Origin of the sequence: Kribbella sp. NPDC051718 (genome assembly GCF_040681515.1) — a bacterium.
Lineage (GTDB): Bacteria > Actinomycetota > Actinomycetes > Propionibacteriales > Kribbellaceae > Kribbella.
Genome location: NZ_JBFAYZ010000005.1, coordinates 104,752 through 126,161, shown reverse-complemented (window position 1 = coordinate 126,161; position 21,410 = coordinate 104,752). Strand labels below are relative to the sequence as shown.

20 protein-coding genes are annotated in these 21,410 nt (G+C 68.4%); 5 read left to right on the top strand and 15 right to left on the bottom strand.

All coding sequences use genetic code 11. From position 1 onward, the window contains the following. Positions 1–469: 469 nt before the first annotated feature. Both AB0M15_RS19820 and AB0M15_RS19815 read right to left on the bottom strand, forming a co-directional pair. Positions 470–1,066 carry an NAD(P)-binding domain-containing protein gene (locus AB0M15_RS19820; RefSeq protein ID WP_363820619.1) on the bottom strand — a complete coding sequence of 199 codons (597 nt, stop codon included), beginning with the start codon at positions 1,064–1,066 and terminating at the stop codon, positions 470–472. Beyond that, positions 1,066–1,860 (bottom strand): inositol monophosphatase family protein, encoded by a 795-nt coding sequence (locus tag AB0M15_RS19815; RefSeq protein WP_363820616.1) that lies wholly within the window; start codon positions 1,858–1,860, stop codon positions 1,066–1,068. The genes AB0M15_RS19820 and AB0M15_RS19815 overlap by 1 nt, the downstream gene beginning before the upstream one ends. A gap of 66 nt (positions 1,861–1,926) precedes the next feature. Here AB0M15_RS19815 and AB0M15_RS19810 point away from each other — a divergent pair, with 66 nt between their 5' ends. Then, the gene (locus tag AB0M15_RS19810; protein WP_363820614.1) at positions 1,927–2,895 is read left to right on the top strand and encodes a LysR family transcriptional regulator; all 969 of its coding nucleotides are present in this window, start codon (positions 1,927–1,929) and stop codon (positions 2,893–2,895) included. Here AB0M15_RS19810 and AB0M15_RS19805 read toward each other — a convergent pair. The 4 genes from AB0M15_RS19805 to AB0M15_RS19790 are packed head-to-tail and all read right to left on the bottom strand — an operon-like array spanning position 2,892 to position 6,753. Beyond that, positions 2,892–3,440 (bottom strand): hypothetical protein, encoded by a 549-nt coding sequence (locus tag AB0M15_RS19805; protein WP_363820610.1) that lies wholly within the window; start codon positions 3,438–3,440, stop codon positions 2,892–2,894. The two genes, AB0M15_RS19810 and AB0M15_RS19805, sit on opposite strands and share 4 nt — an antisense overlap. A 13-nt stretch (positions 3,441–3,453) precedes the next feature. Next, a complete protein-coding gene (locus AB0M15_RS19800; protein WP_363820608.1) occupies positions 3,454–4,686 on the bottom strand; it encodes an ABC transporter permease in 1,233 nt (410 codons plus the stop codon). After that, a complete protein-coding gene (locus AB0M15_RS19795; RefSeq protein ID WP_363820605.1) occupies positions 4,686–5,378 on the bottom strand; it encodes an ABC transporter ATP-binding protein in 693 nt (230 codons plus the stop codon). Before AB0M15_RS19795 ends, AB0M15_RS19800 begins: the two co-directional genes overlap by 1 nt. Next, complete coding sequence (locus AB0M15_RS19790; RefSeq protein ID WP_363820602.1) at positions 5,368–6,753, bottom strand: HlyD family efflux transporter periplasmic adaptor subunit; 1,386 nt, start codon at positions 6,751–6,753, stop codon at positions 5,368–5,370. The genes AB0M15_RS19795 and AB0M15_RS19790 overlap by 11 nt, the downstream gene beginning before the upstream one ends. 236 nt (positions 6,754–6,989) lie before the next feature. Between AB0M15_RS19790 and AB0M15_RS19785 the strand changes: the two genes are divergently transcribed. Next, positions 6,990–7,376, top strand: coding sequence for an RNA polymerase-binding protein RbpA (locus AB0M15_RS19785; RefSeq protein WP_328323489.1), 387 nt, complete (start codon positions 6,990–6,992; stop codon positions 7,374–7,376). An 89-nt stretch (positions 7,377–7,465) separates the two neighbouring features. Here the strand turns inward: AB0M15_RS19785 and AB0M15_RS19780 are convergent, their stop codons facing one another. Then, the gene (locus tag AB0M15_RS19780; RefSeq protein WP_363820597.1) at positions 7,466–8,638 is read right to left on the bottom strand and encodes a cytochrome P450; all 1,173 of its coding nucleotides are present in this window, start codon (positions 8,636–8,638) and stop codon (positions 7,466–7,468) included. Positions 8,639–8,967: 329 nt separating this feature from the next. Here AB0M15_RS19780 and AB0M15_RS19775 point away from each other — a divergent pair, with 329 nt between their 5' ends. After that, positions 8,968–10,275 carry an MFS transporter gene (locus AB0M15_RS19775; protein WP_363820594.1) on the top strand — a complete coding sequence of 436 codons (1,308 nt, stop codon included), beginning with the start codon at positions 8,968–8,970 and terminating at the stop codon, positions 10,273–10,275. 1 nt (position 10,276) lies between these two features. Here AB0M15_RS19775 and AB0M15_RS19770 read toward each other — a convergent pair whose 3' ends face one another. The 7 genes from AB0M15_RS19770 to AB0M15_RS19740 form a co-directional block, all read right to left on the bottom strand. Then, complete coding sequence (locus AB0M15_RS19770; protein ID WP_363820591.1) at positions 10,277–10,813, bottom strand: FxsA family protein; 537 nt, start codon at positions 10,811–10,813, stop codon at positions 10,277–10,279. Between the two features lie 5 nt (positions 10,814–10,818). Beyond that, complete coding sequence (lnt, locus tag AB0M15_RS19765; RefSeq protein WP_363820589.1) at positions 10,819–12,345, bottom strand: apolipoprotein N-acyltransferase; 1,527 nt, start codon at positions 12,343–12,345, stop codon at positions 10,819–10,821. A 524-nt stretch (positions 12,346–12,869) separates the two neighbouring features. After that, positions 12,870–13,259: a hotdog domain-containing protein gene (locus tag AB0M15_RS19760; protein ID WP_363820586.1), complete on the bottom strand. Its 390-nt coding sequence runs from the start codon at positions 13,257–13,259 to the stop codon at positions 12,870–12,872. Then, the gene (locus tag AB0M15_RS19755; RefSeq protein ID WP_363820582.1) at positions 13,256–14,014 is read right to left on the bottom strand and encodes an OAM dimerization domain-containing protein; all 759 of its coding nucleotides are present in this window, start codon (positions 14,012–14,014) and stop codon (positions 13,256–13,258) included. The genes AB0M15_RS19760 and AB0M15_RS19755 overlap by 4 nt, the downstream gene beginning before the upstream one ends. Continuing rightward, entirely contained in the window at positions 14,011–15,588 is a 1,578-nt protein-coding gene (locus AB0M15_RS19750) for a lysine 5,6-aminomutase subunit alpha (RefSeq protein WP_363820577.1), read from the bottom strand. The genes AB0M15_RS19755 and AB0M15_RS19750 overlap by 4 nt, the downstream gene beginning before the upstream one ends. Continuing rightward, complete coding sequence (locus tag AB0M15_RS19745; RefSeq protein ID WP_363820573.1) at positions 15,576–17,177, bottom strand: amidohydrolase; 1,602 nt, start codon at positions 17,175–17,177, stop codon at positions 15,576–15,578. The genes AB0M15_RS19750 and AB0M15_RS19745 overlap by 13 nt, the downstream gene beginning before the upstream one ends. A 4-nt stretch (positions 17,178–17,181) precedes the next feature. Continuing rightward, positions 17,182–18,288: an L-erythro-3,5-diaminohexanoate dehydrogenase gene (locus tag AB0M15_RS19740; RefSeq protein WP_363820570.1), complete on the bottom strand. Its 1,107-nt coding sequence runs from the start codon at positions 18,286–18,288 to the stop codon at positions 17,182–17,184. Between the two features lie 144 nt (positions 18,289–18,432). Here AB0M15_RS19740 and AB0M15_RS19735 point away from each other — a divergent pair, with 144 nt between their 5' ends. Beyond that, a complete protein-coding gene (locus AB0M15_RS19735) occupies positions 18,433–19,902 on the top strand; it encodes a lysine 2,3-aminomutase (RefSeq protein ID WP_363820568.1) in 1,470 nt (489 codons plus the stop codon). Between the two features lie 54 nt (positions 19,903–19,956). Here AB0M15_RS19735 and AB0M15_RS19730 read toward each other — a convergent pair whose 3' ends face one another. Beyond that, positions 19,957–20,982 carry an NAD(P)-dependent alcohol dehydrogenase gene (locus tag AB0M15_RS19730; protein WP_363820566.1) on the bottom strand — a complete coding sequence of 342 codons (1,026 nt, stop codon included), beginning with the start codon at positions 20,980–20,982 and terminating at the stop codon, positions 19,957–19,959. A gap of 100 nt (positions 20,983–21,082) precedes the next feature. On the opposite strand from AB0M15_RS19730, the gene AB0M15_RS19725 reads away from it, so the two are divergent. Further along, complete coding sequence (locus AB0M15_RS19725) at positions 21,083–21,409, top strand: DUF4288 domain-containing protein (protein WP_363820564.1); 327 nt, start codon at positions 21,083–21,085, stop codon at positions 21,407–21,409. The last annotated feature ends 1 nt before the right edge of the window (position 21,410 follow it).

The window sequence follows — 21,410 nt, the reverse complement described above, 5'->3', positions numbered from 1 at the left end:
CATGCTGCGGGCTTCGCCCTGGGGTATGGGGACTCCGCGCTGGGCGTGCGAATCGGCGGCAACGCGTGCTTCGCCCGGGGTATGCGCTACGCGAGGTGTGGGCTGCGCCCAGGTCGCGGGCTTCGCCCGGGAGTAGCCGCTCCGCTCGACCAACGGCTGCGCTGCGATGCGCCTCGGGCGACGTGGGCGCGCGCAAGCGCACCGCTCGCGCGCAGCGCACACTTCGGGCGCAGCCCGCTCGATCGCGCGTTGCGCGTGCCCCGGGCGCAGCCCACGTCTCGCGCATAGCGGACCGCGGCGCAGCCGGTTCTCGCGCGTAAGCGAATACACCAGGCGCAGCCCCGCCCGATCGCGCGGAGCGCATACCCCGGGGCGCAGCCCGGTTGGTCGCGTAGCGCGGGGTGGGTGGGAGCTCAGTGCCGTGTGAGCGACGCAGGAGCGAGCGTGGCGCTGGCGTGGGAATAGCCGGCTAGTGGGTGACTGAGATTGCGAACGGTTTGAAGCCGGTGGAACGGATTACGTGGGGGACGAAGAGGATTGCGGCTTCGGTGGCTCTGGCGGTCTGGATGCCGCCGAGGTCGGTGATCCAGTCGGGCTGCCAGCCGAGGTCCGTGAGTAGCTCGCGGACGGATTGTTTGGCTTGGGCATCGTCGCCCGACAGGAAGACCGTGGGTGCTGCGGCGAGCATGGTCGGCGCGGTCATCACCGGGTAGAGCATGGTGTTGAGGGTTTTCACGATGAGGGTGTCGGGGAGCGCTTGCTGCAGTTGTTCGGCGAGGCTGGAGCCGGGGTAGAGGAGATCTGCGGGTAGGCCGTCCGGGCCGTCGATGGTCGCGTTCGAGACGTCGATGAGGATCTTGCCGTGCAATGGCTCGCGTAGGGCGGTCAGGCGTTCGAGCGACCCGGAGCCTGGAGTCGCGTTGATGACGACCTCGGCAGCGGAAGCGGCCTTGGCGGCGGCGCCGGGTGTGCGGTCGGCGGTGGTTACTTCGTGGCCGGCTTTGGTGAGGGCGGCCGCCAGATTGCCGCCGACGCGTCCATTGCCGAGCACCGCGATCTTGGTCATCAGAGTTGGTCCTTTGAGAGAGTCGCGACAGCTTCGGCCTGTACGCCGGGTGCGGCGGCCAGGAAGCTCCCGCTGGCGGGAGTCCAGTCGTTGCCTTCGGCATCGGAGATCCGGCCGCCGGCTTCGGTGACGAGCAACGCACCGGGGAGCAAGTCAGCACGCGCACCGGCGTACTGCCAGAACGCGTCGACGCGCCCCGCCGCCACGTTCACCAGATGCAGAGTCGCCGGTACGGACGTACGCACAACAAGTGCATCGCGGAGCATCGCGGTGATCGAGCCCCCGACGCGCCGGGTGACCGCTTCGGTTTCGTCCGGTCGCGCCTGGCTCGTCGCGACAACGCTCAGCGCGAGGTTTGAGGTCTGCGATACCTGGAGCGGCTGGCCGTTGAGGTGGGCGCCGGCCCCAGCGACGGCCGTGTAGGTGTCCCCGGTCAGTGGGACGTGGACGACGGTCAGCACAGGCTGGTTGTCGCGGACGAGGGTCGCGGTGACGGCCCACTCGGGGATGCCGCGCAGGTGGTTGATGTTTCCTTCCGCCGGATCCACGACCCACCATTCGCCGGTCGGCAACGCTCCGCCGTCGAGCTCCTCCTCGACCCAGCGGGCGTCGGGCCGCAGCTCTGTCAGGCGAGGGCGCAGGGTCGACATGGCCGCGTCGTCGTTGGTGGCGAGCGCGCTCATCAGCTGATCGAACGTCTCGTACCGGACGACGGGACCGAAGCGGTCGAGCAACGCGTTGCCGGCCGTTCGGACGGCCTGCACGGTGTGTTCCAGGAGTTCATCAGTGGTCATAGCTCGACGGTAGGTACGTCGTGGATTAACAGCAAATGCATGCTAGGCACGGCTAGCATTACTCCCATGCAACTGGATTTGAACCTGCTCGCCGCTCTCGACGCGCTCCTCGAAGAAGGCAGCGTGCAGGCCGCTGCCGACCGCACCCATGTCACGGCACCCGCGATGAGCCGGAGCCTCGGCCGGATCCGGCGGACGACCGGGGACCAGATCCTGGTCCGCACCGGCCGCACGATGACCCCGACGCCGTACGCGATCGCCGTCCGCGAGCAGGTCCACGAACTGCTCCAGCAGGTCCAGGGAGTGCTGGCGCCGAGCCGCGAGCTCGACCTCGCCACCCTCGATCGCACCTTCACCCTGCGCTGGCACGACTCATTGGTCGCCGTTGCCGGGCCGAAGCTCCTCGCCGCAGTCGGGCAAGCGCCCGGCGTACGGCTGCGCTTCATCGCAGAGTCGAGTGGCGACACCCCCGGACTCCGCCGCGGCGAGGTCGACCTGGAGGCCAACGCCAACCACACCCCCGCCGCCGACATCCACACCGAACTGGTCGTCAGCGACATCCACCACGTCGTCGCCGTACGCCAGGATCACCCGCTCACTAAGCACAAGGCGCTCACCGCCGCCCAGTACGCCGCAGCCGAACACCTCACCGTCTCCCGCCGCGGCCACCTCGCCAACTCCATCGACGACGTACTGGCGCAACGCGGCCTCACCCGTCGAGTAGTGGCGTCCGCAGCGACCGAAGCCGCCGCGTTCGCCTTCATCCGCACTACCGACCTACTGGTCACCGTCCCCGAGCTGACCGCAACCACGGCAGCCAAAGACCTCGACCTAGCCCTACTCCCCCTACCGCTCGAAACCCCACCGGCAGCGGTCTACCTCTCCTGGCACCAGCGCTACGACACCGACCGAGCCCACACCTGGCTCCGCAACCTAGCCCGCACCGCCCTCCAATCAGCTAGCAAGAAGAGGGCGGCGCAGGCGCCGGTACGGGTCGGCTGGGCGGCGAGCGGCGGGCAGTCGCCGTTCGGCTAGCGGGTTGAGGGGGTGGCTGTTGGGTTGCGGCCGAAGCCGGTTTCGCCTTCGCGGACTGTGCGGGCCGTCAGGGTGCCGTCCGTGGTTTCGCCGCTGACGATGACCTGCTGACCGGCCTTGAGGTCGGCGGCGGTTCCCTGCGCGGTCGTCGTGATCGCGGTGTCGCCGGTGAGCTTGATCGTGACGTCGCCGTTCTGCGTCTTCACCACCAGCTGCGAACTGCTCGCGGACACGACCGTACCGATCGCAGCACTCCCCTGACCGCCGCCAGGTAGTTGCCCTTGGCCACCACCACGGAAGCCGCCGTAGCCACCACCGGCCGCACGGCCGGCACCAGTACCAGCCGCGGCGGCCGGCGTGGAGTCCTTGGCGAAGGCGGCGTGCAGCCCGGCGCCACCGGCCAGGCCGATCGCCAGGACGACCACACCGGCCAGTACGGCGGTTGCCGCCGGCAAGTTCAGCGTCTTCTTCGGTTTCAGCGCTTCGCCGACCTCTTCGTCGGTACCGATCTGCGCGAACTCGTCATCGGGGTGTTGCGTGCTCATGGCTGGGTCCTTCTTACTCGTGGCGGAGTGCATCGATGGGACGGAGACCGGCAGCCCGATGGGCGGGCATACTGCCGAAGAACAGGCCGACGGCGGCGGACACGCCGAAGGCCAGAGCGATCGAGGAAGGCACCAGCACCGGCTGTACTCCGGCCAGCTGGAACCGGCTGACGATCAGCGCCGCGACCACGCCGACGGCCCCGCCGATCAGGCTGAGCAGCGTCGCCTCGATCAGGAACTGACCGAGGATGGTCCGCCGCCGGGCACCGAGCGCCTTGCGGATCCCGATCTCGCGGGTCCGCTCGGTGACGGTGACGAGCATGATGTTGGTGACGCCGATCCCGCCGACGATCAGGCTGATCGCCGCCACCGTCGCCAGCAGCGCGGTGAACGTCGCGGCCGTGTCCTGGCTGGTCTGCAGGATCTGCGCGGAGTTCTGGATCCGGAACGGCGACGTCGTCGTGGCAGGCACCTGATGCCGCGCCGTCAGCAGCTGCGTGACCTCGGCCTGCGCGGTGTCGACCCGTTCCTTGCTGGTCGCCTGGACGACGATCTGCGAGAGCGCGCCATAGCCGGCCTGCGTCTCCCGCAGGGTCGTGATCGGCACGATCACAGTCGCGTTCGGATCGGTGAACCCGGCCGCGTCCTTGGCCGCCAGCACACCCAAAACGTCGAACTCGACCGCGCCCAGTTTGATCGTCTGCCCGACCGCCGAGTTGGCCCGGCCGAACAGCTCGGTAGCCGCCGTCTGCCCGAGCAGCACGACCCGCTGCGAGCTGTCGACGTCCTGCTTGGTGAACGCCCGGCCGACCCCGACCGGCGTGTTCGTCGCCGGCAGGTACTCCGGCGTCGTCCCGATCAACTGGCTGACGGAATAGCTGACGTCGCCGTTGGTCGCCGTCCCACCGGTGGCCGTCATCACCGGCGCCACGGCCGCGACGTCGGGAGCGAGCCGGTCGTCGCCGAGCGCGTCGGCATCGGCCATCGTCAGGCTGTACTGCTGCGCCGACGGACCGGCCTGGCCGCGCGCGAAGCCGCCACCTCCCCCGGTCGTCGAGACGGTCAGCAGGTTGGTACCGAGCGCTTCCAGCCGGTCCTGCACCGCCTTCCCAGAACCATTGCCGACGGCAACCAGCACGATGACGGCACCGACGCCGATGGCGACACCGAGCACAGTGAGCAGCGAGCGCAGCTTGTTCGCGCCGAGACCGCGCAGAGCGGCCCCGAGCAAGTCGCGAGGAGACATCAGCCGGTCACCTCGTCGGCGACGATCCGCCCGTCCGCGACCCGGATCAGCCGCCGCGCCCGCCTGGCCACCTCGTCCTCGTGGGTGATCACGACGACGGTCCGGCCCTCGGCATTCAGCTCGTCGAACATGCCCAGTACTTCGTCCGTCGAATGAGCATCCAGGTTGCCGGTCGGCTCGTCGGCGAGCAGGATCCGCGGCCCGGTCGCCAGCGCCCGCGCGATCGCCACCCGCTGCTGCTGCCCACCGGACAGCTGATTCGGCCGATGGTCCTCGCGATCCGAGAGCCCGACCAGCTCCAGCGCCCGACGCGCACGCCGGCGCCGCTCAGCCTTCTTCAGGTGCGCATAAGTCAGCGGCAGCTCCACATTCGCCAGCGCCGAGGTCCGCGGGATCAGGTTGAACGACTGGAAGATGAACCCGATCTTGCGCCCGCGCACGAGCGCCTGCTGGTCCTCCGACAGCCGGGCCACATCGGTACCGTCCAGCCAGTACTCGCCGCGGCTCGGTACGTCGAGGCAGCCGAGGATGTTCATCAAGGTCGATTTGCCGGATCCGGACGAGCCCATCACCGCGACGTACTCGCCGGCATCCACCCGCAGCGACACCCCGCGCAACGCGTGCACAGCGGTCTCGCCCATGCCGTAGGTCTTGGTGACGCCCCGGATCTCGATCAGGCCATCAGCGGCCACGGTTCGCCCCCGCACCAGTACCTGCGCCGGTACCGGCACCCGGGAACTGCCCGGTACCGCCGCCCGGGAACTGCCCCGTGCCGCCCGCTCCGGTCCGCCCCTGACCAGCGCCCTGCCCGGTGCCCCCTGTACCGATCACACCCTGGATCAGCTCGATCTGGTCGCCCTCGTCGAGCCCCGACGTGATCTGCGTGAAGCTTCCGCCCTGGACACCGATCTGCACCTCGCGGCTACCGGCTCCATTGGCCATCGTCACCGTGTGCGCAGTCCCGCTGGTCACGATCGAGGTCGTGGGCACGTAGAGGACGTTCGTCGCCTTGGCCGTCTGCACGGTCACGTTCGCGGTCTGCCCGATCCGCGCCGACGCCGGCACCTTGGCCAGCGTGAAGGTCGCCGAGTACGAGACCACACCGTTCGTCGTCGTGGGAGTCGGCGAGACCGAGGTCAGCGTCGCCGTGAGCGTGCTGCCCGGCTCGGCGTTGAGGGTGACCGTGGCGGCCTGCTTGGCCTTGATCTTGACCGCGTCCGCCTCGGGGAAGGACGCGACCACCTGCAGCGTCTTGAGATCGGAGATGTCGACGAAGCCGGTACCGGCCGCGCTGCTCGTCGTGGCGCTGCCGCCGGTCGAGCCCTGCCCGGTCGTGCCGGTACCTGTCGAGCCCGTCGAACCCGACCCGCTCGAGCCACCCGCGACAGAGCCGACCGAGCCGTTGATCGCGGTGATCGTTCCCGCGATCGGCGCCTTCAACGTGGTGTTGGTGACGTCGGACTGGGCGGCCTCGAGGTTCTGGTCGGCCTGCTCCTTGTCCGCCTTCGCACGCGCCAGGCTCGCCTCGGCGTTCGAGACCGCGACCTCGGGACTCTGACCCTGGCTCTGTGTCTGGGTTTGGGTCTGCTCCCCCGGGGTCGGCGTGGGCGTCGGCTCGGCCGCTGCCTCGTCAGCGGCTTCCTTCGCGTCCTCGGCGTCGTCCAGGCTTTCCTGGGCGGCGGTGACCGAGTTCGCCGCGGCGATCTGGTTCTGCTCGGCGATCCGTACTTCGCGCTCCGCGGCCGCCGGATCGATCCGCGCGATCGCCGCGCCCTTGGCCACCACCTGGCCCACCTTCACCAGGACCGCGGTCACCGTGCCCGACGTCGCGAACTGCGGGGATGCCGTCTGCGAACTCTGCAGGGTGCCGCTCGAACTCACCCCCGCGGTCACGTCGCCGCGCGCGACGGTCACCGTCGGGCGGGTGGTACCGGCCGCTTCCGACTCGCCGCGGAAGAAAAGCAGGTAGGCGGCTGTTGCAATGGCCAGAACGATCGCCACCAGGGCGACGTTCAGCATGCTGAGGCCACGGAGTTTGTGCCGTGGGAGGAGACTGGCTTTGGTCACGGACGCAGACGCTAGGGCCCGTAACTGAGGAATGGATCGGGCCTTCCTGGCAACTGGCTGTGAAGATCGGGCGGCGCGATGGCTGTGGTCTGCGACACACAGTGATTCGTGAACACCTGATGACAGGGCGTGATGACGGTGCTGTCAGGTGCGTACCTGGAGCTCGGGCATGCCAAAATGGGAATGATCCGGGTCGGCCGACCGTTGTCTCGGATGACGAATCTCGGAGGTTTGACATGTCTAATCGCGTTCTGCGTGGTTCGGGGCTGGGTGGGGTCAGCTTCGAGGATGACCGCGGCGTCGAGTTCGCGCCGCGCCAGATGATCACTTACGACTGCCCGCGGGGGCACGTGGTCGAGGTCACGATGGCGCACGACGCCGAGGTGCCCGCGATCTGGGAGTGCCCGCACTGCGGCAGCGAGGCCGCCCGCTCGACCGGTGAGAAGCCGGAGCCGAAGCAGGAGAAGCCGGCCCGGACGCACTGGGACATGCTGCGCGAGCGTCGCAGCATCTCCGAGCTGGAGGAGCTGCTCGCCGAGCGCGTGGCGTTGCTGAGGTCCGGCGAGATCGGCCCGGCGCACCTGCACCGCGCCCCTCGGGCGACCGGCAAGCGCAGCGCCTGACAAAACCCGAACGGGCCCGTCACCACGAAGGTGGTGACGGGCCCGTTCAGTCTGTTCCGGGCGGGTTGGTGGCCCCGCCAAGAACTACCTCAAGCCTGATCCGGCGGCGAGACCGACACCGGTAGCCCCGCCAAGCCGTGCAACAGGGCACTGCTCGTCCACCGCACGTCATCGGCCGGTACTGCCAGCCGCAGGTGCGGGTAGCGGGCGAGCAGCCGGTCCAGCGCGATCTCGATCTGCATCTTGGCCATCGGGATCCCGATGCAGTAGTGCACGCCGTGCCCGAAGGAGAAGGTGCCCTGCGGGCAGCGGGTGACGTCGAGCCGGTCCGGGTCCTCGAACTTGGTCTCGTCGCGGTTCGCCGATCCCCAGGACAGGGCCAGGATCTGGTCCTTGGGGATGACCACGCCGCCGACCTCGATCTCGGCCTTGGTGAACCGGAAGGTCCCGACCGACGCGGCCGGGTCGTAGCGCATCAGCTCGTCCACCGCCGCCGGGATCAGCGACGGATCCGCCCGCAGCTTGTCCAGCTCCTCGGGGTGGGTGAGCAGGTTGAAGACGCCGTTGCCGATCGAGTGGACCGTGGTGACGTGGCCCGCGGTCACGACGATGAAGATCATCCCGACCATCTCGCTCTGGGTGAGCTGATCGCCGTCGATGTCCATCTTCAGCATCTCGCTGATCATGTCGTCGCCCGGGTTCTCCCGGCGGGCGTCGATCAGCGCGTTCGCGTACTCGGTCATGTTCTTCGACGCCGACGCGACCTCTTCGGGGTCCTGGCCGGCACCGGTCAGCGTGCCCGACCACTTGCGGAAGTTCTCCCGGTCCTCTTCCGGCATGGCGAACAGGTCGCAGATCGTGCCCAGCGGCAACGGCCAGGCGAACTCGGCCAGCAGGTCGACGACCGGCGCCGCCTCGAGCTTGTCCAGCAACCGCTCGACGGCCAGCTCGACCTTCGGGCGCAACGCCTCCTGGCGGGCCGGCGTCACCGCCTTGATGGCCAGCTTGCGCAGCCGGGTGTGGTTGGGCGGGTCGCTGTTCAGGACGTGCGCGGCCAGCTCGTCGTCGAAGCCGGGCTCGGCCTCTTCGTCCTCGTCCCTGGTCGAGTGCATCGGCGAGCTCAGCGTGGAGTGCTTGGCATACATCTCGTTCAGCCGGCGGCCGTCCTTGCCGACGCGCGGGTCGAGCGCCAGCATCTTGCAGTCGGCGTACCGCGTCACCAGCCAGACCTTCGCGCCGTGCGGGAAGATCACCTCGTGCACCGGGCCCTCGCCGCGGAACCGGCGAAGATAGTGCGCTTGCCTCTGGACAAAATCCTCGCCCAGCTCTTCAATCGTTTGAGTTACCTCATCTGGCATATCCGGGTTCCCCTCCTAGGTGGACGCGCGGGCTCCAGGCACCCCCGCTCCGCAACGCCTTCAGACTTGAAGAGGCGCGAGACCGGCCAGTTCTGATACACGCGGGCGCGTGCCGCTCGGCCGTGCCTCAACGGGCAGTACGCCGGATCTGTATCAGCTGGGCCCCGTCGCGCCCTCAGTAACCAGAGCAGCGCCAGTCGCTGGGTGTGGGGGAACAGAAAGGTGAATCGCCGATGAGCGGTGAGGTAGCGGACGACGCGGGGACGAAGGCTCGACCGGGGGTGTTCGAGACCTGGCGACAGACTCCACGCGAGGCCAAGGCGCTGCTGGCCGGTGTGTTCGTCAGCAAGCTCGCCTCGTTCTTGCAGATTTTCCTGGTCCTGTTCCTGACCCATCGCGGGTTCTCGGGCAGCCAGGCCGGCTGGGCGCTCGGCGTCTACGGCGCGGGCGCGGTGCTCGGCACTGCGATCGGCGGCTGGCTCAGCGACCGGCTCAGCCCGCGGTCGGCGACGGTGATCTCGATGATGGGATCCGCGGTCCTGATCGCGTCGCTGATCTACATCAAGTACTACCCGCTGATCCTGCTGGCCGTCCTGCTGGTCAGCGCGGTCGGTCAGTTCTATCGGCCGGCGGCGCAGTCGATGATCACCCAGCTGACCCCGCCGGACAAGCTGGTAATGGTCACCGCGATGTACATGCTCTGCGTGAACCTCGGCACCACCGTCGCGCCGCTGATCGGCGTCGCGCTGGCCGAGATCTCGTACAACCTGCTGTTCTGGGCCGAGGCGCTGGCCGTTCTCGCCTTCGGTGTGATCGCACTCGTCGCGCTGCCCAAACCGGATCGCAGCGCTGCGGCTGCCAAGGAGAAGGCTGAGGCTGCCGATCCGCCGATCCGCGGGCGGTACGTGGACGTCCTCCGCGACTACCGGTACTCGCTGTTCATGGTCGCGTTCTTCCTCCAGGCCGTCGTCTACGTCCAGTACACGGCTGCCCTCCCCCTCGCGATCAAGGCGGCCGGGCAGAGCATCTGGTGGTACGGCGCGCTGATCACGATGAACGCGATCATCTGCGCGACCTGCCAGATGATCGCGACCAAGTTCGTCCAGGGCTGGCCGATCCGGGTGGTGCAACTGACCGGCTTCACACTGGTGGCGCTGGGCTATGCGATGTACGCGATCGACATGCTGCCGGTGTTCCTGATCCTGGGCACGCTGTTCTGGACGCTGTCGGAGATCGTCGGAGTGCCGACGATGTTCGCCTACCCGGGCATGATCGCGCCGCCGCATCTGCGCGGCCGGTACATCGGGGCGATGCAGACCATGTTCGGCCTCGGCGCGACAGTCGGCCCCGTGCTCGGCGTGCTGCTGTTCGAGCACATCGGTCAGCGGGTCTGGATCTGGATGACGCTGATCGAGGTGGTCGCCACGGTGATCGGCGCGATCGGCATCCGCCGGGCGACCGCGCCGGGAACCGACGACACCCCGACGCCCGACTCGGTGGTCGAGTCGCCGACCGGCGTGGCGGTCGACCCAGCCGACTGACCTACTTGTCTTGTGGCTTTTCCGGATCGATGACTTCGCCCTGTACTACGTCGTCGCGGGCCGCGCGTTCACGCTGCGCGCGGTCGGCGTCCTCGGCAGTCGGCGGCCGGAAGGTGCCCGGCATGAAGCCAGTGATCGGGTTGCCGCCCAGTTGGGCGGCAACCCGGCGGCTCAGGAACGCGGCCAGCGCCTTGCGCGCGAGCGGCCGGGTGAACGGCAGTACGAAGAAGAACCCGAAGATGTCGGTGATGAAGCCCGGCGTCAGCAGCAGCGTGCCACCGACCAGGACGAGCGCCGCGTCGGCGAGCTCCCGGGTGGGCATCCGGGCGGTCTCGGTGGCCTGCTGCAGCGCCTTCCAGGCCCGCCGGCCCTCCCGCTTGATCAGCCAGGCGCCGAGCGCGCTCTCGACCAGCAACAGAGCGACAGTAGGCCAGCCACCGATCGCCTGACCCACCTGGATGATGACGTAGATCTCGGCCACCGGGACGACCAGCAACGCGACTGCGACGAACCAGGGCATCTTCCACACCTTCTTCATGATTCCTAGACGGGAACCTTTTCACGATCCGGGGTCGCTGCGGGCGGGTTGCCAGGGTCCTCGGTGCGTGGCTTGCGCCGGGCCAGCAACGCCAGTACTGCTCCAAGGATGCCCAGGCCGGTCAAGATCCCCTGCGGCCAGCCGCCCAGCGTGGTGGCCGGCGTCTTCTGATCGCGGACCGGAACCTTGGCGACGTACACGTCCGGGACGAACTGACCCGACTTGTGCTCGACCTTGCCGTCGGGGTTGATCACGCCCGAGATGCCGCTGGTCGAGGCGATCAGCACGGTCCGGCCGGTCTCGATCGCGCGCATCCGGGTGATCGCGAACTGCTGCTCCGGCTGCCCGGTGTCGCCGTAGGTCGCGTTGTTGGTCTGCACGATCAGGATCTGCGCGCCACCCTTGGCCACGTCCGACACCACGTTGTCGTAGGCGAGCTCGAAGCAGATCAGATCGCCGTACATGACGCCCTTGATCGGCATCAGCCCGGGACCGACGCCGGGGATGGTCTGCCGGCCGATCATCTCGAGCCGCTTGATGTAGGGCAGCAGTTGGTCGCGGAACGGGATGTACTCACCGAACGGCACCGGGTGGCGCTTCGCGTACCGCTGGCCGGGACCGGTCGCCGGATCCCAGACGATGCCGGTGGTCTGGCGCTCGTTCGGGCCGGGCCCCTCGGTCACCGCGCCGACCAGGATCGGCACCTTGACCGCCTGGACCGCCGTCTCGATGTCCTGCTTGGTCTCGAAGTCCTTGTACGGATCGATGTCGGTCGAGTTCTCCGGCCAGATGACCAGGTCGGGCTTGACCTGCGAGCCGGCCTCCACCTGCTTCTCCAGGTCGAGGGTCGCGTTCATGTGGTTCTTGGTGACGGTCCGGGCCCGGCCGAGGAACTCCAGCCCCTTGCCGGGCACGTTGCCCTGGATCATCGCCGCGGTGACGGTCTTGCCGTTGCCGTCGGTGGAGAGCGTGACGAGCGAGCTGAGGCCGACGATCGCGATCCCGGCGACCAGGCTGACCGCGCGCAGGCCGATGGCGCTGCGGCGACGCAGGACGGCGTACACGAGAACGCCCAGCAAGGCGATGACGAAGCTCAGGCCGGCGATCCCGACCAGGGAGGCGAGCTTGCCCAGTGGGGAGTCGGCGAAAGCCCAGGCCAGCCGGCCCCACGGGAAGCCGCCGAACGGGACGGAGCCGGTCGCATACTCGGTGGCCACCCACAGGCACGGCACCCAGAGAATCCAGAGTTTGTGCTTCAGGGTCTGGCTCGCCAGCGCCCCGAAGACTCCGTAGAAGAGCCCTTCGAGGATGGCCAGCGCGATCGCTGCGTCGCCCCCGATCACGGTCAGCCACGGAACCAGTACGGCGTAGTACGTGATCCCGAAGCCGGCGCCGACCAGGAAGCCGCCCTTCATCGAGACGCCGTTCAGCATCGCGAGCAGCAGCGGTACGGCGGCGATCGCCAGCCACGGATGGTCGTGCGGTTGATAGGCCAGCCCGAGCAGCGCGCCCGCGCCAACCGCGACGGCCACCCTCGGCAAGATGCGCACCAATGCCTTAAGCCGCTCCACAACCACGCCCCTTCGCCTCACCACCGGTCGGACGACCGTACAACGTCTGGTAGGCGCAGATATATCCGGCCGGAGTGGCAGGGCAAAAGGAAAGAGGCTCGGCGCTCCTTCGGACCAACCGTCGACCCGCTGGATGCGAGCCACCCGGTTGTTGTCTACTGGGCGCCGAGCCTCTTCCACCTCTGCCCCGCGGGGGGCTAACCACCGGCGATCTCAGCCCCCGTCGACTCAAGCCTGGCACTGGCCTGGTCAGCGTCGCGGGATCATCCGGTGGCCGAACTTCTTTGAACCGTTGATGAAACGGGTGGTGACGACTCCCAAAACGATGCTCGTTCGCCGCCGCCCTGTCAACCTTTCCGGCGCTGACTTGAAGTCGTTGTAACACATTTGGCTGCCCTGACAGGACAAACGAGCAGCCGCCACCGATGTCACGTTACAGAGCCGTCTCGGCACTCCACGTAATCGTTACCCAGGGCAACTAATCGTCACGCGACCGGTACGACGACGGTGCCGGTTGCGCGCGTGATCACAAGCGGTTCGGCCAGTACCTCGGCCGCCGACTCCGACAGATCCGTGCGGCCACGGCAGACCACCGTGGCGACGAACTCGAGCTCGCGACTGCGGTTGCCGACCCGCGAGATCGTTGCCTTCACCTCCACGATGTCACCGGCCCGCAACGGCTGCAGGAACTGCACGTCCGAGTAGGAAGCGAAAAGTCCTTCATCTCCGTCGGCCTGGATGCACACCTCTGTCGCGACGTCGCCGAACAGGCCGAGGACATACGCGCCGTCGACCAGGTTGCCCGCGTAGTGCGCGTGGCTGTACGGGACGTAGCGACGGTGGGTTGCGGTCAGGCCGATAGTTGCCTTGGTCATGCACTTCTCCGAACGGCTGCGTGCTTGCGACGGGTGACGAGGGCATCGACGAGATAGCTGGCCACTTCGCCAGGAGTGGTACCGCGGCCGAACACCCGGTCGACGCCGAGCTCCGGCGCCATCGCCTCGGTGAAACGGGGGCCACCGGCAACCAATACGGGACGGGCGTCCTCGGCGTACGCCTCGCGGAAGGCGGCCGACATCTCCTTGGTGTTGAGCACGTGCGCCTCCCGCTGGGTGACGACCTGCGACACCAGGATCGCGTCCGCCTTCTCGGCCTTGGCCCGGCGGACCAGCTCCGGTACCGCGACCTGGGCGCCGAGGTTGACCACCTTCAGCTCCCGGTAGTACTCCAGCCCCTTCTCCCCCGCGAACCCCTTGATGTTCATGATCGCGTCGATGCCGACGGTGTGCGCGTCGGTGCCGATACACGCGCCCACGACGGTGAGCCGGCGTCGCAGGCCCTTGCGGATCGCCAGGTTCGCGTCCTTCGGGGAGAGCAGTGGGTAGTCGCGCTCGATCACCTCGACCTTGTCGGTGTCGACCAGGTGGTTCACCGGCCCGTACACGACGAAGAAGGTGAAGTCCGGTCCCATCGGCTTGGCGTGCACGACCAGCGCGGGATCCATCCCCATCTTGTTGGCGAGCTGGATCGCCGCACCCTCGGCGCGCTTGTCGTGCGGGATCGGCAGCGTGAACGACATCTGCACCATCCCGTCCCCGGTGGTGTCTCCGTACGGCCGGATGATGCTCACTGCGCCTCCTCGAGAAGCTCGATGGCTGGGTTGTAGTACTCCGACGAACGTCGTGCCACGCCGTCGAGTCCGCGACCGGCGTCCTGCGGCCGCTTCATCAGGCCGAAGGTGCCGTCGCCGATCGCGTTCAGCAGGCCGTCGTCGACGATCCGCTCCAGCAGCTCGACCGACTCCCCCAGCACCTGCCGGGCCCGGTTCGCGATGAAGCCGTTCGGCGCCGGATGGAAGTCCTCATGAAGGTTGCCTGCGGCACCCAATACGTAGCGGACGTTCTGCAGGGCCAGGTCGCGGTCCGAGATCCACGGGGTGACGACCGCCTCGGTCATCATCCCGACCAGCAGGATGCCCTGCCCGGTCATCGCACCGACCAGGTTGAAGAAGCCGTCGAGCAGGTAGCCGCGGAAGACGTCGCCGGTCATGTGCCGGGTCGGCGGCATCCACTTCAGCGGCGCGTCCGGGAAGAGTTGCCGGGCAAGCATCGCGTGCGCAAGCTCGAGCCGGAACGAGTCCGGGATCTCCGGGGTGATCTCGAAGGCGTGGCCCAGCCCGAGCTGCCAGTCCTCGAGCCCCGCCTCCTTGGCGAAGTACTCGTTCAGCAACTGCGACACCGTCACCGTGTGCGCGGCGTCGACCGCGTCGGCGGTGGTCAGGTAGTTGTCCTCGCCGGTGTTGATGATGATCCCGGCGCGGGCGTGGATCTGCCGGCTGAACCGCTGGTCCACGAAGGTACGGATCGGGTTGATGTCGCGGAACAGGATCCCGTACATCGAGTCGTTCAGCATCATGTCCAGCCGCTGCAGGCCGGCCAGCGTGGCGATCTCCGGCATGCACAGGCCGGACGCGTAGTTGGTGAGCCGGATGTACCGGCCGAGTTCGCGCGACGACTCGTCCAGCGCCGCTCGCATCAGGCGGAAGTTCTCCTGCGTCGCGTAGGTACCGGCGAAGCCTTCGCGGGTCGCGCCTTCGGGTACGTAGTCGAGCAGGGACTGTCCGGTCGAGCGGATCACCGCGATGATGTCCGCGCCCGCCCTCGCCGCCGCCTGCGCCTGCGGGATGTCTTCATAGATGTCGCCGGTGGCGACGATCAGGTAGATCCACGGCCGCTGCTCCGGATCGCCGTGCTTCTTGATCAGCCGGTCTCGCTCACGGCGCCGGCCGTCCACCAGCTTGAGCCCCGCGGCCGCTGCCTTCCGCGACGCTGCCTTTGCGCGTACTGCGTCGCGCCCCTCGGGCAGCCGGAAGGTGACCGACCCGGACGCCGCCTTCTGCGCCAGGACGGACAGGTCCTCGGCCTCGCCTCGGAGCAACGCGTCCCAGACCGGCAACGCGAGTCCGTGCTCCAGGCCGACATCGGCCCGGACGGTGTCGGCGAGCCGGTTCACCCAGGGGATGCCCTCGGTGTCGGCTCCCGCCAGGCCTGCCAGCCGGAGTACGGCCCGCTCGACCGAGACCGTGGTGTGCTGCTTGGCGATGTTCACGATCGGCCGCCCCGCCTTGCGGGCCAGGCTGCGCGCCTTGCGCACGGTGACCGGGTCGAGGTCGAGCTTCTTCACTGCACGGGTCACGATGACCATCCTTCGGATTCATACACGACACGACCGCCTACTACGGTCCGCCGGCAGGTCGGTACGGGTGCGTCGTCACTCAGATCCGGCAGAACCGGTACGCCGGCGCGCGGGTCGGTCGACCAGGCGGCAACCCGGTCGTCCGGGGTCTGCACGACCAGGTCGGCGTCGCTCTCCCAGATCGCGTACGTCGCGGCGGTTCCCGGCGCGAGCACGCCGGCGTCGTCGATCCCAGCCGCTCGCCAGCCGCCACGGGTGTGGGCGGCGAAGGCGGCTCGCACGGTGATGCGCTGGCCGGCCTCATGGTGGAAGGCGGCCGCCCGCACCGCTTCCCAGGGGCCGACCTCGGTCACGGGGGAGTCTGATCCGAACGCCAGTACTACGCCCGAGCGGGCCAGCGACCCGAACGGGTTCATGCCCGACCAACGGTCGCCTACGCGTTCGGCGTACATGTCGCTCGGTCCGCCCCAGAGGCGATCGAACATCGGCTGGACGCTGGCGACCACGCCGCAACGAGCGAGCGTCGCGATGGCGGCGTCGTCGACCATTTCGACATGTTCGAGCCGGTGCCGTGCGGCCACAAGTGCCTGCACGCCGACCTTCTCGGCGGCCAGCTCGAAGCCGCGCGCGATGTTGTCGAGCGCCAGGTCACCGATGCAGTGGAAGCCCGCCTGGATGTTCTTCTCGGTGCACGCGATCACGTGCTCGGCGATCTGCTCGGCCGTCAGGTAGGCGTGACCGCGGTGATCGGCCAGATCCTCGTACGGCGCTCGCAGGGCGGCCGTGCGGGAGCCGAGGGCGCCGTCGGCGTTCAGGTCGCCTGCCAATCCGGCCAGGCCGTAGGTGGTGACGTTGTCGAAGACGCCGGGCTCACCCCAGTACAAGGTTGCCGAGAGCCCCAATTCGTCGGCGGCCTGGCGGACGAGCGGCAACTCCCAGAGCGGGCCGATGTGCGGCGCGGCCATTTCGTGGAAGGCGCCGACGCCGCGCTCGGCCATTGCCCTCACTGCTGCTCGCGAATCGGCCAGGCGTTGCTCGGGGCCGACCAATTCGCTCAGGGCGTCGCGGACGTCGTGGTGGGCGTCGCGTTCTACCCGGCCGGTGGCGTCGTAGCCGGCCTGGTTCGTCAGGTTGGGGACTGCTGCGGCGAGCGAGGACGAGATGACGCCGGAGTGGCCGTCGACGCGGGAGAGGTAGACGCGGCGGCCGCCTGCCGCTCGGTCCAGTTCCTCGGAGGTCGGCGGACGGTGCTCAGGCCACTTCGTCTCGTCCCAGCCGGAGCCGTCGATCACGGCGTCGGCTGAAAGTTTGGCGGCGAAGGTGGCGAGGCGGTCGAGGGCTGCGGCGAGGTTCGTCGTGCCGGTGAGGTCGAGGCCGGTGAGCAGGGCGCCGGTCTGCGCGGTGTGGATGTGCGCGTCGACGAAGGCGGGCGCGACGAGCTTGCCCTGCAGGTCGATGACCTCGTCGGCACCGTTCGCGTAGGACGCGGCGCTGATGTCGTCGCCGAGCCAGGTGACCACACCGTCGTCGAAGGCGATCGCGGTGGCGTGGGGGTCGGCGGGTGAGTAGACGGAACCGTTCGTCAGAAGTGTGCGCACGGGGTTAATCCTCCGCCAGCCTGCCCTCGAACAATTCACGGACACCCGGCTCGTCCCGCAACAGCTTCAGCGCGTACTCCGCGTGGCCTGGCACGTATCCGTTGCCGACCAGCATCGTCACGTCGGCCGCCAGTCCCTCGGCGCCGAGCGCGGCGGCGGAGAAGGAGGTCGCCATCGAGAAGAAGATGACCGTCCCACCAGCCTTCGTCGACAACACAGCACCGTGCTCGCAACCGGGGACATCGACGCAAACGACCGTGATGTCAGCGGTCCCCGCGGAACCGTCGGCCGCTCCCGCGGCCCCGCCGCCAGCGGATTCGACAGCCTCCAGCGCGCCGGCCACCGCCTTCGCGAGTGCCACCGGGTCGCGGGCGTCGGCGAGGGCGACCGCGTCGGCCAGGCCGGACTTGTCGAGCTTGTCGGCCTCGGCCTGGAACGGGATGATGCCGATCGTCCGCGCTGCCCCGGCGTCACGGGCCGCGGCCAGCGAGAGTGAGCCGGATTTACCTGCGCCGCCAATTACTGACACGACAGGCTTTATGCCTTTGTCGACATATGAGCGCACCACGCGAGCCGTCAGCGCCGGTGCTCCACAGACATCCATCACCGCCAGCGAGAGCTCCGGGACGAGGTCGTCCGGGAGCTTCGCCACGATCGACCGGGCGAAGAGGATCGCGTGCCCCTTGGCCGGCACCTGCTCGCTGCGACCGTCCCAGTCGGCCAGACCGTCGGTGATCTGCAGCGGGGTCAGTGTCAGCGACACCAGCGTGGCGACTCGGTCACCCTTCGCGACGCCGAGCGGCGAATCCGGGCCGACCTCGTCGACGGTACCGACGAGCATGCCGCCCGAGCCGGTGACCGGGTTCTGCATCTTGCCGCGCTCGGCGACGATCCGGAGTACGGACTGTTTGACCGCCTCGCCGTCGCCGTCGTGTGCCTCGGCCAGCTGCCGGTAGGACGCGGCGTCCAGATTCAGCCGCTCGACCGAGATCCGCACCTCGTCGGGCCACAGCTCGGGACGGGCATCCAGCTGCTGGGCGGCCTGCGGTAACACTCCGGCGGGTGCGATCACACGATGCAGTCCGACCGGCGAACCGGTGCTGTCGGGCACGGGAACTCCTTGGGTGGCGACGGGCAAAATAGCAGTGTTGCGAGTATGTGGCGGAAATATTGCGGTGTTCTATTGGATCTACCGTAACTTCTATCGCTATCCTCACATGAGACCGACACCGTCGTGGAGCCCCCAGGAGGACTCGTGACCGATCTGATCAGCCCGGAGCTTGCAGTTGCCGAACAGAACGGGCAGCCGTACGCGTACCGCCGGGCCGACCTCGTCGAGCCTGACTGGACCCGGATGCCGGGCTTCAAGGACACCACCGCCGAGGAGTGGCGCTCGGTGCAGTGGCAGCGCTCGCACTGCGTGAAGAACGTGAAGCAGTTGCGTGACGTGATGGGCGACCTGCTCGAGGAGCGCGCCTACGAGGACCTGAGCCGCGACCAGGCCGAGCGCGCGACGATGTCGATGCTGCTGCCGCCGCAGATGCTCAACACGATCGTGCCCGACGGCGCCGCCGCCGGGCACGACTACACCGAGGCGTTCTACGCCGATCCGGTTCGCCGCTACATGCTGCCGATGTTCAGCGACCGCCGCGCTGACTGGCCGTCCCACCCGCACGCGACGAGGGACTCACTGCATGAGCACGAGATGTGGGCCACGGAGGGGTTGACCCACCGGTACCCGACCAAGGTTCTGGCGGAGATCCTGCCGACGTGCCCGCAGTACTGCGGGCACTGCACGCGGATGGACCTGGTCGGGAACTCGACCCCGGTGATCGACAAGCTGAAGTTCACCATCAAGCCGCAGCAGCGCCTCGACGACATGCTCGACTACCTGCGCCGCTCCCCCGGCGTCCGCGACGTCGTGGTGTCCGGTGGCGACGTGGCGAACATGCCCTGGCCGCGGCTGGAGTCCTTCCTGACCAGCCTGCTGGAGATCGAGAACATCCGCGACATCCGGCTCGCCACCAAGGCGCTGATGGGGATGCCGCAGCACTGGCTGTCGGACGACGTCCGGGCCGGCGTCGAGCGGGTCGCGCAGCTCGGCCGCAAGCGTGGCGTGATGATCGCGATGCACACCCACGTGAACGCCGCCCAGTCGGTGACGCCGCTGGTGGCCGAGGCGACGAAGGCGATGTTCGAGGCCGGTCTGCGTGACGTCCGCAACCAGGGCGTGCTGATGCGCGGCGTCAACGACTCCGTGCCGCAGCTGCTCGACCTGTGTTTCGCACTCCTCGACGGCGCGACCATCACGCCGTACTACTTCTACATGTGCGACATGATCCCGTTCTCGGAGCACTGGCGGGTCTCCGTCAAGGACGCCCAGCACCTGCAGCACGGCATCCTCGGCTATCTGCCCGGCTTCGCGACTCCCCGCATCGTCTGCGACGTCCCGTACGTCGGCAAGCGCTGGGTGCACCAGTTGTCGGAGTACGACGAGGTCCGCGGCATCTCGTACTGGAAGAAGAACTACCGCACCGGGATCGAGCAGCAGGACCCGGAGGCGTTGAACCGCACCTACGAGTACTACGACCCGATCGACACTCTCCCGGTCGAGGGCCAGAACTGGTGGAAGCAGCACGCCGGCGACTCCCTGGCCCAGGCCGAGAAGCAGGCCGCCGCCTCCCGCGACGCCGCCGAGGCCCAGAAGCTCCTCCAGATCAACTGACGTTTTCCGCTGGTGTCGTTCGACAGGGGATGACGGCACCAGCGGAGGCACTACCTACCCGTGGCTGATGATGACGCGGCCGAACGGGTTGCCGGTGCGGTAGTAGGCGATGGCCTCGGCGAGATCGTCGAAGCCGATGACGCGGTCGATCACCGGGCGCATGGTGGTCGCCGCGACCAAGCGGTTGAGCTCCAGGAACTGGCGGCGGCTGCCGACCGCCATCGGGCGGAGGGTGGCGCCGGAGCGGAAGATCGTTGCTGCCGACAACGGTTCTGCGTTCGCGGCCTTGCCTTGGCTGGCGCCGACCAGAGTGACCTCGCCGCCTTGGGCGACCGCTCTGACGGACTGGTCGAGTACGCCTGCGATGTCGATCACATGGTCGACGCCTCGCCCGCCGGTGAGGGCGCGGACCTCCTCGTACCAGTGCGGGTTCTTGCTGTAGTCGACGACGGCGTTCGCGCCGAGCGCCTTCAGGCGGTCAGCCTTCGCCGGGCTGGATGACGTCGCGATCACGTCGGCGCCGGCGAGCTTCGCCAGTTGCAGCGCGAACAGGCTGACGGCGCCGGAGCCCAGGGTCAGGACGGTCTCCCCCGCGATCAGCCCTTGGCCGCCGGTCAATGCGTTCCAGGCGGTCAGGCCGATCAGTGGGAGGGCGGCGGCTTCGTCGTACGAGAGGTGCTCGGGGATGGGGACGACGCCGGACTCGGGCAGTACGGCGTACTCGGTGAACACGCCGTCGAGTGATGAGCCGAGCTGGGCTGCGTACTCGAACTGGAACGGGCCGTCGATCCATTGCGGGAAGACCGCGGCCGCGACGCGCTCACCGATCTTGATGCGGCGGACCGCGTCGCCGAGCGCGACGACCTCGCCGACGCCTTCGCAGCCGGCGACGACGCCTGGGGTGATCGGCAGCGGGTAGTCGCCTTCGAGGACCTTCAGTTCACGCATGCTGAGCGCGCTCGCGCGCATCCGGACGAGGATCTGGCCGGGGCCGGGCTCGGGTACGGGCCGTTGCCTGGTCTCGAGCTCGCCGATCCCCTGGCCGGCGGTCACGTGGTAGCTCTTCATCGTCTCGTTCATGCTCGCAATCCTTCGACGCGGCGATCGGTGCGGCAATTCCCGGCAGGGAATAGGCCGGAGGCGCTAATGTCGTCGGACAGGGGAATGGGGGGTGGGTTCGATGGGGTGGTACAGCGTGCGCTGCATCTTCCAGCTGAACGGGATCAGGGCGGACGATTCGCCGTACGAGGAGCGGATCACGCTCTGGCGGGCGGACGACTTCGACGCGGCGATCGCGCTGGCGGAGAACGAGGCGCTCGACTACATCGAGGACACCGACTGGGCCTACCTCGGGCTGGCTCAATGCTTCTACCTCGGCGACGAAGTGACCCAGATCCTGCAGGGCACCGAGGTCTACTCGCTGATCCGCAGCAGCCCGCTGGCGCCCGAGCCCTACCTGGACACGTTCTTCGACACCGGCACCGAGCATCAGCGGGAGACGGACTAAC